Annotated in this window: 10 protein-coding genes; 5 read left to right on the forward strand and 5 right to left on the reverse strand. The window is 41.2% G+C overall.

What is annotated here, in order from left to right; all coding sequences use genetic code 11:
* The first annotated feature begins 7 nt into the window (after positions 1–7).
* Positions 8–1,036 (forward strand): Npun_R2821/Npun_R2822 family protein, encoded by a 1,029-nt coding sequence (locus NLP_RS08770; RefSeq protein ID WP_104906062.1) that lies wholly within the window; start codon positions 8–10, stop codon positions 1,034–1,036.
* Between the two features lie 58 nt (positions 1,037–1,094).
* Here the strand turns inward: NLP_RS08770 and NLP_RS08775 are convergent, their stop codons facing one another.
* The 3 genes from NLP_RS08775 to NLP_RS08785 form a co-directional block, all read right to left on the reverse strand.
* Positions 1,095–1,469 (reverse strand): hypothetical protein, encoded by a 375-nt coding sequence (locus NLP_RS08775; protein ID WP_104906063.1) that lies wholly within the window; start codon positions 1,467–1,469, stop codon positions 1,095–1,097.
* Positions 1,470–1,497: 28 nt separating this feature from the next.
* A complete protein-coding gene (locus tag NLP_RS08780) occupies positions 1,498–3,222 on the reverse strand; it encodes an ABC1 kinase family protein (RefSeq protein ID WP_104906064.1) in 1,725 nt (574 codons plus the stop codon).
* A 500-nt stretch (positions 3,223–3,722) separates the two neighbouring features.
* Entirely contained in the window at positions 3,723–6,344 is a 2,622-nt protein-coding gene (locus tag NLP_RS08785; protein WP_104906065.1) for a M1 family metallopeptidase, read from the reverse strand.
* Positions 6,345–7,435: 1,091 nt separating this feature from the next.
* Here NLP_RS08785 and NLP_RS08790 point away from each other — a divergent pair.
* Complete coding sequence (locus NLP_RS08790; RefSeq protein ID WP_104906066.1) at positions 7,436–9,112, forward strand: DUF3352 domain-containing protein; 1,677 nt, start codon at positions 7,436–7,438, stop codon at positions 9,110–9,112.
* Between the two features lie 155 nt (positions 9,113–9,267).
* Here the strand turns inward: NLP_RS08790 and mscL are convergent, their stop codons facing one another.
* On the reverse strand, positions 9,268–9,699 hold the full coding sequence (gene mscL / locus NLP_RS08795; protein ID WP_104906067.1) for a large conductance mechanosensitive channel protein MscL: 432 nt from the start codon (positions 9,697–9,699) through the stop codon (positions 9,268–9,270).
* A 304-nt stretch (positions 9,700–10,003) separates the two neighbouring features.
* Between mscL and NLP_RS08800 the strand changes: the two genes are divergently transcribed.
* The 3 genes from NLP_RS08800 to NLP_RS08810 are packed head-to-tail and all read left to right on the forward strand — an operon-like array spanning position 10,004 to position 12,479.
* The gene (locus NLP_RS08800; RefSeq protein WP_104906068.1) at positions 10,004–10,927 is read left to right on the forward strand and encodes a class I SAM-dependent methyltransferase; all 924 of its coding nucleotides are present in this window, start codon (positions 10,004–10,006) and stop codon (positions 10,925–10,927) included.
* On the forward strand, positions 10,920–11,888 hold the full coding sequence (locus NLP_RS08805) for a PrsW family intramembrane metalloprotease (RefSeq protein ID WP_104906069.1): 969 nt from the start codon (positions 10,920–10,922) through the stop codon (positions 11,886–11,888). The genes NLP_RS08800 and NLP_RS08805 overlap by 8 nt, the downstream gene beginning before the upstream one ends.
* A gap of 33 nt (positions 11,889–11,921) precedes the next feature.
* Complete coding sequence (locus tag NLP_RS08810; RefSeq protein WP_104906070.1) at positions 11,922–12,479, forward strand: Uma2 family endonuclease; 558 nt, start codon at positions 11,922–11,924, stop codon at positions 12,477–12,479.
* Positions 12,480–12,539: 60 nt separating this feature from the next.
* Here the strand turns inward: NLP_RS08810 and NLP_RS08815 are convergent, their stop codons facing one another.
* Positions 12,540–13,412, reverse strand: a complete 873-nt coding sequence (locus NLP_RS08815; protein ID WP_104906071.1) for a 6-carboxytetrahydropterin synthase — start codon at positions 13,410–13,412, stop codon at positions 12,540–12,542.
* Positions 13,413–13,516: the final 104 nt, after the last annotated feature.

The following is a 13,516-nucleotide window of genomic DNA, read 5'->3' on the forward strand; positions in this document are numbered from 1 at the left end:
TATCCCAATGATAGATGGTATTTACACCTTAGCGAATGATGTTGTCTACGATCAACTAGTTGCTTTGCTCAACAGCATAGAAGCTAATGCTGGTAGAAAAATTCCTGTTTGTGTAATTCCATATAATGACCAGCTAGAGAAAGTAAAAGCAGAAATTGCATCTAGAAATAATGTTACTTTATTTGAAAATTCTGATTCTATAGCCTACTGGGAAGAATTTGGCTCTCGTATCTGGAAAGCTCACCCAAGGGCGTTAAAGCTATGGCGAGAATATGGTTTGCCAGAGAATTTTCGCATAGAAAGACATCGAAAACTTTGCTGTCTAGATGGCCCATTTGACAAGTTTATCTTCTTTGATGGAGATACCTTATTGATGAAATCACTCGATGATGTTTATCAAAAGTTAGATGAATATGATTGGATTACGAATGACTTTCAATATAGATCCGATTTAAATTATATTTTCAACTGGACAGAAGATAAGCTAGCAGAGATTTTTTCTATAGAAGATATTAGGAATCAAATTTTTTGTTCTGGTTGGTTTGCTTCTAAAAAGGGTGTTTTGAACGATGCTAAATTAGCAAATCTATTAGCAAACTTAGAAGCAGGTGAAGCTGATGCACTCGCATGGGCAGATTCCGATCAAACAGTTCTCAACTATTTAGTTTTACGTAGTGGAATTTCTTACTACAATTACGCCTATCATGATAAAGCTACTGGTTGCCATTGGACTTCTAAATTTGATGTTGTAGATAATATTCTTTATGACCAAGGGCAGAAATTGACATATTTACACTATATGAGTGTATCTTCTTCAGCTTTTACGAGGCTTTGTGGGGGTGAAGATGTTGATATTGCTTACCGCGATGTTTTCTTATATTATCGTTATTTAAAATCACCTGAAAAACGTCCTCAAAGCTTTAAGCGCCCCAGCAAGCTAACACTTCTGCAAAAGTCCACTAGTAGCTTTATTCAACAAAAAATAAACAATATTAAGCTGAAGTATCGCAACTTCAAGCATAGAATTGCTCAATAGACATTCAAGAGAGGTTCAGACTCTCTTGAATTTTAAATTATTAATTTCCTACTCTTTCTTAAGAAAAAGAATCTAAATCTAAAGATTGCATACCTTCGCGTTCTATAAAGGTCATCATACTTCCCAACTGCAACCAAACTAGCAAACAAGTAAACAGACTAATTGGTAGACCGACTCCCAAAGCCAAGGATGAGGGAAAGCCAAATATCTCTAAACCTGAAGACATAAATAGACAAGTACCGCCTGTTATGCCGATAAATGGTACAAGTAATTGTTTCAGTGAGGAACGTGGCTGAGTATTTTCGGCTCGTTCGCTTGGCCAGTTCTGCACAATTACTTTCAAAGTGCCAGATAATGCTAAACCAGATGTTAATGCAGTCAAAAAGCCAACAAGTAAAAGAAAATAAGGCGGTTGCAGAGGAAAATAGTACATTAAAACTCCAATTTCTATTAAAGATTTTTTACTTTTTATTTGTTGACTGGTTCTCAGCAAAAGACCCAAGTAATGTCGCTTTTGGCAGGATAGCGGCTGCACCTTCTCTGGATAACTCTGTTAAAATCCCGATCGCTATATTTAATAAACGATCCGGTTTTAAGTCATCTTTAACCAGGTTCCACAAGCGTTGCACATCTTCGGTGTGCAGGCGGTCATCTTCGGTGAGAGCAAGCACCAACTGTCGCCGGAGAAACTTGCCTTCTTCGGACATTAAGTATTGGAACCCCATCTGAGCTGTGGGCAATACATCAAAGTTGTTATCACTACGAGCGATCGCAATCAAATTCTCTAACCGTTGCCACTGAAATTTACCATCTTTGAACAGCACATTCAATAATCGTCGCCGTAATTCCGGCGCTTCTCCTGTCAGCAACCGCCGCGCTATATAGGGATAACCCACTTCAACAATTTTGAAATTGGGGTTGAGGCTAAGGGCAATACCTTCTTGGGTAACTAGGGAACGAATAATCAAGGCAAACTTTGCCGGGACTCGGAAAGGATATTCGTACATCAGTTCCGAAAATTCATCGGTAATAGTTTTGAAGTTAAAATCCTTGACATTTTTGCCAATAGCGTTTCCTAGCACCGCTTCTAATGCTGGCACTATCGGGCAAATATTCGTATCTGGAGTCAGAAACCCTAATTTTACAAAGTCTTCGGCTAAGTCGGTATAGTCTTTATTCACCAAATGCACTAGCGCATCTACCAGTGTTTCTTTGGTGCTTTCTTCCAACTGATCCATCATGCCGAAGTCAATATAAGCCATACGACCATCGGGCACAGCAAACAAATTGCCAGGATGAGGGTCAGCATGGAAGAAGCCATATTCTAAAAGCTGTTGCAATCCTGATGTCACGCCAATTTGGATGATCGCTTCTGGGTCTAAACCTGCTGCGCGAATGCGTTGAGTATCCGTCAGCTTAAAGCCGTCAATCCATTCCAGGGTTAAAACGTGTGTATTGGTGTAACGCCAGTAAATACCTGGAACTTTTACTTGTAGGTCGTTGTGAAAGTTGCTAGCAAATTTTTCGGCGTTGCGACCTTCATTAATATAGTCAATTTCTTCAAATAATTTTATGCCAAACTCATCCACAATTAAAGTTAGGTCGTGACCGAGATTTAAAGGCAACCAAGGAGCTAGCCAACCTGCTGCCCAACGCATCAAATATAGGTCACGTGTAATTACCGGGTGTAAGTTGGGGCGTTGCACCTTTACGGCGACTTCTTCGCCGCTAACCAGACGACCCCGGTAAACTTGACCCAAGCTAGCAGCAGCAACTGGATTAGGTGATAGTTCGCTAAAACTTTCGTGAATTGGACGGCCTAGTTCGCTTTCGATAATCTGGTAAGCGATCGCATTATCGAAAGGTGGTAACTGATCTTGTAACTTTATCAGTTCTTCTAAGAAATCTTTGCGTATCAGGTCAGGCCTAGTGGAGAGGGCTTGACCAACTTTAATAAAAGTCGGACCAAGGCGGGTGAGCAGTTCTCGCAACTGGATAGCTCGTTTAACCTTGTTCTGCTCAACTCGATCTTGCCACTCGTCCCACTTCAGACTGAGTATAAATCCTGCAAAGGAGAAGATGATTCTCAGCAGTCGTCCCCAGGCTAGCCAAGGACGGTAACTATAGTAGCGAGCGATCGCATCTGGATTATAGAGTTTTAGTTGAGCAGGTTGATACTGACCCACGCCTTTTTTTGCCTCTTCAACTGAAAAATTTACAATGATTGTTTTTCTCCTGACTCACAAGTTAGTTGCAAGTTCAGGATTGCGGTAGTCTTTTATCTAAAACAACTAGAACTCTACCCTTTGGGGATAGTGTTCGAAGCGATTTTAGCCTATATTACTGCCTAGATTTGTTTATCTTTTTCTTAATTATACTTTATAAAACTACAACTACTTATCCAACTTTTAGATGATTTTATCTTTTCTTAACTTTAATTTATATAGATATAAACATGTACCTATATATGCAAATTGAAACTCAGTAACCGCTTACAACATAAAGATCCCCGAATTCTCTTAGAATTCGGGGATCTTGGTACTATGTTTATTTATACCTGTGATTTCAGTGGAAAATAAAATATTTTATCTGTCCACAATAAAATTACAGTATCAGCTAAAACCTTGGTAATTGTTAATAGCTTTGCCACAATTACCAATTACCTGCTTTTAATTGTCATGTAGTGCTATTTAGATTTGGCCTCCAAGTTTTCTAAACGGCTTCTCAATTCCTGGTTTTGTTGTTTGAGTTGGTCGAAATCTTCACGCAATTGACGCAGGGTTTTTTCTGAACCAATGTTCTTTTGTACCTTGGAAATTTCTTCTTCAGCAGAGCGACGTACACGCCCATCAGCTGTTTGTTCAGCTAGCGATCGCAAAATCCCCACTGCTTTGGGTGTTTCCATTTGTCCTAATGCTGCGGCTACGGCTACTTGAGTTAAAAAGAAGGTTTCTTTGGCTAGTTCTGTTAATTTTTCTAAAATCCGTTCCAAATTAGCCGGACTTTGACCTACAGAAATCTTTCCTAAAGCGCGAATTGTGGCTAAACGTAGTGGTTGTGGTACACCGAGTTTGGTGTATTCGATTAGCAGATTTAAAGCTGCTTCTGAGGTTTTGAATTCAGCTAAACCAGCAACTGCCCCACTCCGCACGACTTCATTCCAACCTGCCTTTTCTTCTAAAACAGATTTCAGCAGCTTTAATACCTTGTCTTCCTTGGGTTTTTCCTCCAAGTTTGCCGATCCGATCGCCCCGATAACACGAGAAGCTGCTGCTTCCACGTAATAACTGGGATCGCCTTTTTGCAACAGCCCTCTGACAACTTTATAGCTTTCAGCAGTTTTGAATTGAGTAAATGCTTCCACTACAGATCGTCGCACATAAGCATTTTTATCTTTTAACCCAGCAATTAAGCCATCAAAGGCTTGATCTAAATTGATTTGGGCTAGTTGTTTTGCCACTTCCACACGCACACCCCACAATGGGTCATTTTTTAGCGATGCAGACAGTGCAATGATAGCTTCTAACCCATCTTTTTTCGCCAAAGCTGCTGCTGCATAACTACGCGAAATCGGGTCGGGATCGAATTCTAACTGTGCTTTTAACTCCGCGATTGGATATTCCAAAGCTACAGTTTTTAAGTAATTATTTCCAACATCAAAGCTAATAAATTGGGGCTTATTTTCTAGGGGAAAGTAGAAGCTTTGTTCGCGTTCATTCACCCGGACGGTGAAAGTTTTGAGTGCTGAGAAGGAAGTGCTGAGTTTTCCATTACTCCTGACTTCTTCCTGCTGGGTATAGCCAAAACCAATAGGTATTTTCAAATCAAACAAATCTTTACTGCCATTTTTATCTTCAGCAGCTTGGGTTTGAGTTACTGTAATTTTTGCTAAATTAGCATCCCCATCCCAAGAGTAAGCTACTTTAAAATCGGGATGACCGCCACGATAAACATATTGGTCAAAGAGGAACAAAAGATTACGTCCGGTTGCCTTTTCAATTGCCCTGAGTAAGTCTACTGTTTCTACAGTTTTATGAGCATTCTCTTGGACAAATGTTTGGATTGCCTGCCAAAATAATTCATCTCCCAATTGCGCGCGAATCATGTGATAGACACAAGATCCTTTTTCGTAGATGTGGCGATCGTAAAGTTCAATAGCTTCGCGGTAAACGTGCGTTACCATTGGACGGCGATAACGGCTGCTATCTTCGCTTAAGTAACGACGAGCTTCCAATAAACGATAGTAAGCTGCTTCTTCTAGACTATATTCCTGTTCTGTCCACATCACCTCAGAGTAAGAAGCCATCCCTTCTTTAATCCAAGCATGAGACCAATGCTTAATCACCACCAAATCGCCAAACCACTGGTGCGCGAGTTCGTGGACGACTAAAGCTTCAGTGTTGCGGTTATCTAAGACGGCGCGTTCATCCAGTAAACATCTGTCTGTTAACAGTGTTGTGGAGGTATTTTCCATACCGCCAAAGATGAAGTCATCGACGCAAACTTGGGCGTATTTCGGAAAAGGATATGGATAACCATACTTTTGGCTCAAAAATTCGATCATTCGGGGAGTTTTTTCCATGCTGCGTTTAGCATCTTCCTCCCGTCCCTTTTCTACGTAGTAGGTAACTGGTTTACCATTCCACTCATCCTGAATTTCGGCAAAGTCACCTATTGCCAAAGTCATTAAATAGGTAGGATGAACTTGTTGCTGTGACCAATGGTAGATTTTGTAATCACCATCTTCTGTGGTGTTAATCAATTCACCGTTGGAAATCGCCACGAGAGGGTTAGGAACGCGGACACGAATTTCCGAAGTAGACAGTTGTCCTGGATAGTCAAAGCAGGGAAACCAAAAGCGAGAGTCTTCGTCTTCTCCCTGAGTCCAAACTTGAGTAGGTTTGTTTGGGTAGTGCTTATCTGGTTGAATAAAATAAATACCGCGTTGCGGTTTTGTCACCGAGTAGGCGATCGCAATCAGCAAGCGTTGACCAATCTGGGTTGCCTGAGAAAGTTCGATGGAAAGCTGTTCCCCGTCATAGTCAAAATTTTGTGGCACTTCGTCCACCTGCACAGACTCGATATTTAGGTTGACAGCATCCAAAGTCAAACGATCAATACCATTACGGATTGGCAAGAGGCTAATGCTACAACTGCCCTGATAGCTTTGCTTGGGAATATCCAAGCTGAGATCGAGGAAAATATGCTCTACCTGTCCGGGGCGATCGGGGTTGTAGTGTGGTCTTGCTCCCGGTAACTCAAAAGGTTTGTGTCCGTTATTATCTGTATCAAAATAAGACTGCGACATTGATGCTTACTGACCTTGTAATCCTGAAAAGTCTGGCTGGGTTGGATGTAGTTAAGAAAAATAGCGGTATTTGATGTATTTCCCAAATCAACAGGGCATTATGGAGGTGAGAACTCCCCTTTGGGATTAGGGGATTAAAATTAATCTCACCCGAACTTCCGAAGATCGGCTACCGATCCTTGGCTTTTTTCCATATCCCTGCCACATTTACTTTTTCTGATGTTTTGCACTTTTTTGGCATTGAGTCAAGAGTCTCTTGCACCTCGATAGATTCTCATTAAGTACAAATACTCCTAATTATTTTTATAACTTTAGGATAGCTTGCTGCTGAACACGCTATTTTGTTTAAAATCAACAGCATATCATTTGCAAATTCGCTCCTCATCTGGTTGAAGTATTTTTGAGAGTAATTTTAGACCGCTAATTTGTAAGATTACTAATTTTATCAGTAAATACCAACTGGAGTTGAAACTAAATGCAGCATACCACTTGTGTGAGAGTACAATAACCGATTTCTGTCTCCGTAAAAACTCCCATACTGGCTAGTGTCCGTAAAAGTCGATCGCAGGGAACGCTTGTAGATTGATGTTGCACTTCTCAAATCCTCTTAACTCCTTTGAAAATCGGCAATTGCGAGCTTGTTTGCTGCATAGATGGACTGCGAGATCCAAGTGCTATAGCAATCTTAAATCATTCGTAAACAACGAGATTCCCAACTTTTTAGAGAAGTCAGGAATCTTGACCTTGCAATTTTTACAAATCAGATAGAATTGCTATGTATTTCATTTGTAGAAACACCATTTGTAGTGAAAAATCACTTTTAAGTTGGATATTTGCTGATTGAATATCATATTTAACTGAGAAGATTTCTGATTAAGATCCAATTAATGATGCATATCAAAAGCAATAATTTTCAGCAAGTAGGAGGTAGATGTGCAGTTTGTCAACGAGTGTGCTGCTAAATCCTTTGGTCATGGGTTAGTCTAAACTCCAGTAGCGATGGATTAGCGGAAATTACTAATAAATCCGAAAACTCTACAGTGACACTTGTATAAATCTCGGTGACAATCTGAGCAAAAGAGGATAATAAAATGCCTGAAAGTAAATCAAAATTTCTCATTCCTGCTGTTGGTGCTGCTGTCGTTGTCGCCGGAAGTATAGCGGCTTATACGTACTTTAAAGGCCCATCAGGAGGTAGTTCAGACGCTCTAGGCAGTGCTAAAGTAGTACCTTCAACAGCACTGATGGCAACTTATATTACTACTGACTCTCGAACCTGGGCAAAATTACAGCAGTTTGGCACTCCAGAAGCACAAAAGTTAGTGGCAAAAGGTCTGGAAGATTTCAATCAGCAAATGTTCAGTGACAGTAACGTTTCTTATGAAAAAGACATAAAGCCTTGGGCTGGTGGTGTGATGATTGCTGTATTGCCACCAAATCCTGTAAAACCAGCACAGTTAAAAGTACCCTCTGGGGCACCTAATGTACCAACAAATTTACAGCAGGAATCAAATATCCTGATAGTGGTGGGAATCAAGGACAAACTCAGCGCCTTGAATTTTGCTAACAAATTGAAGTCACAAAAAGGAGTGAAATTACAGGAATCTGACTATCAAGGTCAAAAAATTGTCGAAACTACACAAAATGGCAAGCCGACGTATAGCGTAGTTTTAAATGATAGTCAGTTGGTATTAGCCCCCGAAAAGCAAGCTGTAGAAAAAGCAATTGATACGTTTAAGGGACAGTCTTCTTTTGCCAGTAAACAAGGTGCTAGCAGCATTCTTAAAGGAGTGGATGTTAAAAACAGCCTCGCCCAAATTTATGTACCAGACTATGCCAGTATGATACAGCAATTAACCGCTGTAAATCCGCAGGCAAAGCAGTTACCCCCACAAACCCTGACACAACTCAAGCAGATAAAATCTGTGGTAGCGGGTGTTGGTGTTGATGATGCGGGAGTGCGGGTAAAAGCGATCGCTAATTTAGATCCACAATTAAATAAATTTCAGTATCAATCAAGTCCTGGGAATATAGTCGGGCAATTTCCTGCTGATACCTTTGCTCTGATTAGCGGAAATGGTATCAGCCGTGGTTGGGAAGTGCTGGTAGAGCAGTCAAAAGATTATCCAGAAATGAAGCAAGCTCTCGAACAAGCGCGAGGACAACTGAAATTCGCCAATCTAGACTTAGATAAGGATATTTTTGGCTGGATGAATGGAGAATTCGCCTTTGGTGCGATTCCATCAAATCAAGGAGTGTTAGCGAATGTTGGTTTTGGAGGTGCTTTAGTATTTGATACTAGCGATCGCAAAACTGCCGAAGCCACCTTAACAAAATTGGATACCCTTGCCAAAACCCAACAAATCAACGTCGCCAACAGAAATATCGGTGGTAAAGACGTAACTGAATGGCAAATTCCCCGACAAGGAGCTTTATTGGCACATGGTTGGCTAGATCAAGATACTGTATTTGTAGCTCTTGGTGGCCCAATTGCTGAGGTTGTTAGCGATCGCAAAAATCCATCTCTCGACACTAGCGACGCTTTCAAAGCCGTGACTGGTTCTTTGCAAAAGCCCAACGGCGGCTATTTCTATCTAGATATGGATAAAACTAAAACTGTGCCTTTGATCAATAGTTTTGTATCGTCTAACGCCGATACCATCACCATCCTGAATTCCATTCGTGGTATTGGTTTTACCGCTATTAGTCCTGATAAATCTACTAGTGAATTAGAAATGTTGTTAGCTCTCAAGCCTACTGCAAAGTAGGGCATTGGGCATGGGGTATGGGGATTGAATATTTCTCCCTCACTTCCTCATCTCCCACCCTACGGGAAGTTAAAGCTACATCTCCCCCAGTCTTTTTCTTCAATTTTGAATTTTGAATTTTGAATTGATTTTTCCCTCATCCCCCCACTCCCCACTTACAAAACTTGATTATTCCGAGTTTCCAAGGTTTGGTTGAGTCTATCCAACGCGCCAGTCAATCTTTCTTGGGCTACAAGGTTAGGATCTGGCAGAGGTTCATCGGCGACTTCTTCTTGTCTCTTGAATTTTTGTAAGGCTCGAATTGCTACAAATAAAACTAAGGCAATGATTACAAAGTCAACTATTGCGCCAAGAAACTCACCAATCTTGATTCCTGGACTAATGGTGATTGTTCTCCAGTCTTTGCCAGCAAAACTAACCAAGGGATTAATCAATGGCATGATCACATCTTCAACAAAGGAAGTGACAATCTTGCCAAAAGCACCACCAATGATGACAGCGATCGCCAAGTCAACTACATTGCCTTTAAGGGCAAAATCTTGAAAATCTTTTAAAAAGCCACTTGCTCTTCTTCTTGCTCTGGCCATATTTGACTCCAATAAGCTTAACTTACTGTCTATAGATGGCACTCAGCTTTTTGCTATCCCTGTTGAGACAAATGTTGCTAAGTATCAAAATTTTACCAGTCTTGAATAAAATTCCAAAATGTAAACAGCATAATTCTCATTTTCTCAGAACTTTGCTGCTCTCCAAATGTCAACCTTCTGTAATATTTGTTGCTTAGGGCAAGCCAAAGGAGGCAGACTGCCGTTATACAATTCAATTCATTTCTAGACTGCCGTCCAGCAAGTATGTCATAAGTAGAAAAGGCTGTTAAATGCAAACTGATTTATGACCGCTGCTGTAAACACTAATCCTGGTTTAGCTTCTCGTTTGGTAAATGGCATACTGGCAATCCAGCCTTTAGCTAACCTAGCCAAGCATCAAGCTAGACAAATGATGATTAAACGTGCCGAGAGAATTGGTGTGCCTTGGACGCAAGAAGTTGAAACACTACAAGCCCTTGATTGGAAAGCCGATTTAGCTCAAGTACAAAATCCTCAGCTTTCCTACCCTAATTACTACGTCACCTCATTCCATGCCTACGAAACCGGAAATCTCAGTTGGCAAGCCGCTTTTGAGGTAGAGCCTGCTGCTTACGCTGTCCACGCTAAGATTTGGCAGAGTGCTGAAGAAGCGCAAGGCGATCCGATGCTCCGCCAAAGTTACCACAATATCCTGAAAACTCAAATCCCCAATGAGCCGCAAGACATCTTAGATGTAGGATGTAGTGTTGGCTTGAGTAGTTTTGCCCTACAAGCAGTTTATCCTCATGCCAAAATTACAGGCTTAGACTTATCTCCCTACTTTTTAGCTGTTGCTAATTACCGCGCTGGGCAACGTCAAGCTAAAATTAACTGGCTTCATGCCCAAGCGGAATCTACCGGATTACCTGATGCCTCTTTTGATTTAGTTTCCATTTTCCTGATGTGCCACGAATTACCCCAATCAGCAACCCGACAAATTTTAGCTGAAATGCGGCGCGTGTTGCGTCCGGGTGGCTATTTGGCAATCATGGATATGAATCCTAAATCTGAAGTTTACAAGAAAATGCCCGCCTACATTTTGACTTTGCTCAAAAGTACTGAACCTTATTTAGATGAATATTTTGCTTTGGACATTGAGCAAGCTATTGTTGAGGCGGGTTTCCAAACTCCCACTATTACCAACAATACCCACCGTCACCGTACAGCGATCGCTCAGGTGAGTGGCTAATTTATCTCTAGTGTTGTGGGCAGCAATACCACCCTTGCTGCTGCTAGGCTACTACTACTGTCGGATGCCATTTGCCCCACCTCTGTTAAAGTTACTGATGTTCTTTATCATTGGGGCAATATCTGGTTTTTTAACCCTTAGACTCGAATCGGATTTTGAAAATGTAGCGAGCTCTTTTGTAAACTGGCATCAGATTAAGCGATCGCTTCTTGGTACAGGCTTGCGGCAGCTTGTGGAAATAGGCCCAATCGAAGAAGGCTGCAAGTTAGCTGCGGTTGTTGTCCCAACCTACTATCTGCAACATAAGTATCGATTACTTCACTCTACGGTTTTCCTGTTCACGATCGCCGTTTCCCTTGGATTCACTGCCGAAGAGAACTGGATTTACTTTTTCCACGGTACAGCATCAATTTTTGAACGTACTATCGGTACGCCAGCCCATGCTATGTTCTCTGCGCCTTGGGGATATGCTTTAGGAATCTATATTTCCTCTACAAATCGCTTAAATCGAGACAAGAAGTTTATTTTTAGGGCTTGGCTAAATTCTGTAATCTGTCATGCCCTAGTTAATATCCTATCTATTGCTTGGGGTTACTCATTACCCCTACGTTTCCTAAGTTATGGCTTGTTCCCGTTTTTGTTGTGGATGTTTTGGCGACTGGAACAATTACTGCGAAAAGTGCAAGGTAAACCTGTAATTACCCTGATTTCAGGCCGTACAGCCCAGCGCCGTTACTGGCAGAGAAGTTTAGTGCTGTTTGCCCTTGTGCTGGGTGGAAATGCTATTTTCGGGCTGTTTCTCTTAGTCAGGACTATTAGTCCTTTGAGTCCGTCGAAGCTTTTTGACACTGATATTTTGTGGTTAATAGTTAGTCAATTTTTACTAAATCTCTTTTTCGGAGTTTTAGCCTGGGGCATTTATCGCTATTTGCGACATTCTGCCCGCCGTCGGTATTTTTAAAAGTATCATTTAAGAAAAAGCTAGGATGTTTCTATGCAAACAACTCTAGTGCGTTGGACGACTGCTGACCTAGAGCTATTTGCTGGCGATCGCAGAAATCGCTATGAGATTATTGATGGAAAACTATTTGTGACTAAAGCGCCTAACTGGGATCATCAAACCAGCTGCGTCAATATTGCTACAGTTCTTAAGATTTGGTCAGATGAAACTGGTTTAGGTCAGGCTGCGATCGCACCTGGAATTATTTTCTCAGATTCTGACAATGTGATCCCTGATGTGGTATTGGCAAGTCATGAACGCTTAAAAAACTTACTAGATGAAGCTGGACATCTTACGGGCGCACCGGAGTTAGTAGTAGAGGTTTTATCTCCCGGCGAAAAAAATGAGAAACGTCACAAGGAAACAAAGCTAAAGCTGTACTCAGTGCAAGGGGTTCAAGAATATTGGATTTGCGACTCTATACAGAAGAAAGTTAAGGTTTATCGATGCGAACAGGCTGCATTAAAGTTAGCAGCTACTTTATTTAATCAAGATGAACTGACAAGTCCTTTGCTACCAGGTTTTAATTGCTTAGTCAGTAAACTTTTCTAGCTGGGCATGGGCATGGGGATGATATAAATTCCCTATGTCCTATGCCTAATTTTCAATTGGCTAAACTCGTGCTAATACTGGCTGATTCACGGTTGCGCTGACTGAATCTGATTCAGACTCCGTACAGTAGATTTCGCAGGAGTTATTAGGACTTTCAATCAGTTTTACTTTGTAAAGTTTAGCTGCCAATTCTTCAATAGGCGATCGCAGTAAATTACTAATGTAAAGTGCGATATTTTCAGCAGTGGGTACAACTTCGGCAAAATAGGGAATATCTTTGTTTAAAAAGGTGTGATCGAATGGTTCTACCACATAATCTTCTACCACTTGATTTAGGGCACCTAAATCAATGATCATGCCAGTACGTGGGTCAATTTTCCCTTTGACAGTGACTTCTAGATGGTAGTTGTGTCCGTGACCGTTGGGACGAGCGCATTTACCATAAATCTCAGTGTTTTCTTCGTTACTGAGGTTAGGGTGAGCTAGCCGATGGGCGGCGCTAAAGTGAGTACTGATGGTGAGGTAGGCTTCCATTGCGTTTCCCATATAATCTGCCCAAAGTTCAGGATGTTCAAATAACTGCACGCGGACTAGAGGCAAATGAGGTGCTAGCCGATGCCAAATAATCCGTGCAATATTCTCAGTTGTGGGCAGAGTTTGTTGAAATTCTGCCCACACATCGTTGAGATAAGAGAAATCCAATTCACTGGTAACTTCCCGTTTGATTACGTGTTTCACATTAGACAAGTTCAGCACCATGCCATATTCATCCAATTCCCCGGCTAGGGAGATGAATAAAACATAGTTATGTCCGTGTCCCGGAAATCTAGTACCAGCACCAAATTTCTCTATATTCTCGGCTTCACTTAGTTCTGGCAACCAATAACGATGACTTGCTGAAAACTGGGCGCGGCGATTAACAATGCATTGCATGAGTACACTATGAGCAGAAATTAAAATTTCTTAATCTTTTTCTGTTTCCAGCATAAACTAATTCCTAAGTCATTAGTCATTAGTCATTAGTCCTTTGACATTCA

Origin of the sequence: Nostoc sp. 'Lobaria pulmonaria (5183) cyanobiont' (genome assembly GCF_002949795.1) — a bacterium.
GTDB lineage: Bacteria > Cyanobacteriota > Cyanobacteriia > Cyanobacteriales > Nostocaceae > Nostoc.

Coding starts and splice junctions, on each gene's coding strand:
- NLP_RS08770 (WP_104906062.1), top strand. CDS start 8: ATGATAGATGGTATTTACACCTTAGCGAATGATGTTGTCTACGATCAA.
- NLP_RS08775 (WP_104906063.1), bottom strand. CDS start 1,469: ATGTACTATTTTCCTCTGCAACCGCCTTATTTTCTTTTACTTGTTGGC.
- NLP_RS08785 (WP_104906065.1), bottom strand. CDS start 6,344: ATGTCGCAGTCTTATTTTGATACAGATAATAACGGACACAAACCTTTT.
- NLP_RS08790 (WP_104906066.1), top strand. CDS start 7,436: ATGCCTGAAAGTAAATCAAAATTTCTCATTCCTGCTGTTGGTGCTGCT.
- mscL (WP_104906067.1), bottom strand. CDS start 9,699: ATGGCCAGAGCAAGAAGAAGAGCAAGTGGCTTTTTAAAAGATTTTCAA.
- NLP_RS08800 (WP_104906068.1), top strand. CDS start 10,004: ATGACCGCTGCTGTAAACACTAATCCTGGTTTAGCTTCTCGTTTGGTA.
- NLP_RS08810 (WP_104906070.1), top strand. CDS start 11,922: ATGCAAACAACTCTAGTGCGTTGGACGACTGCTGACCTAGAGCTATTT.
- NLP_RS08815 (WP_104906071.1), bottom strand. CDS start 13,412: ATGCAATGCATTGTTAATCGCCGCGCCCAGTTTTCAGCAAGTCATCGT.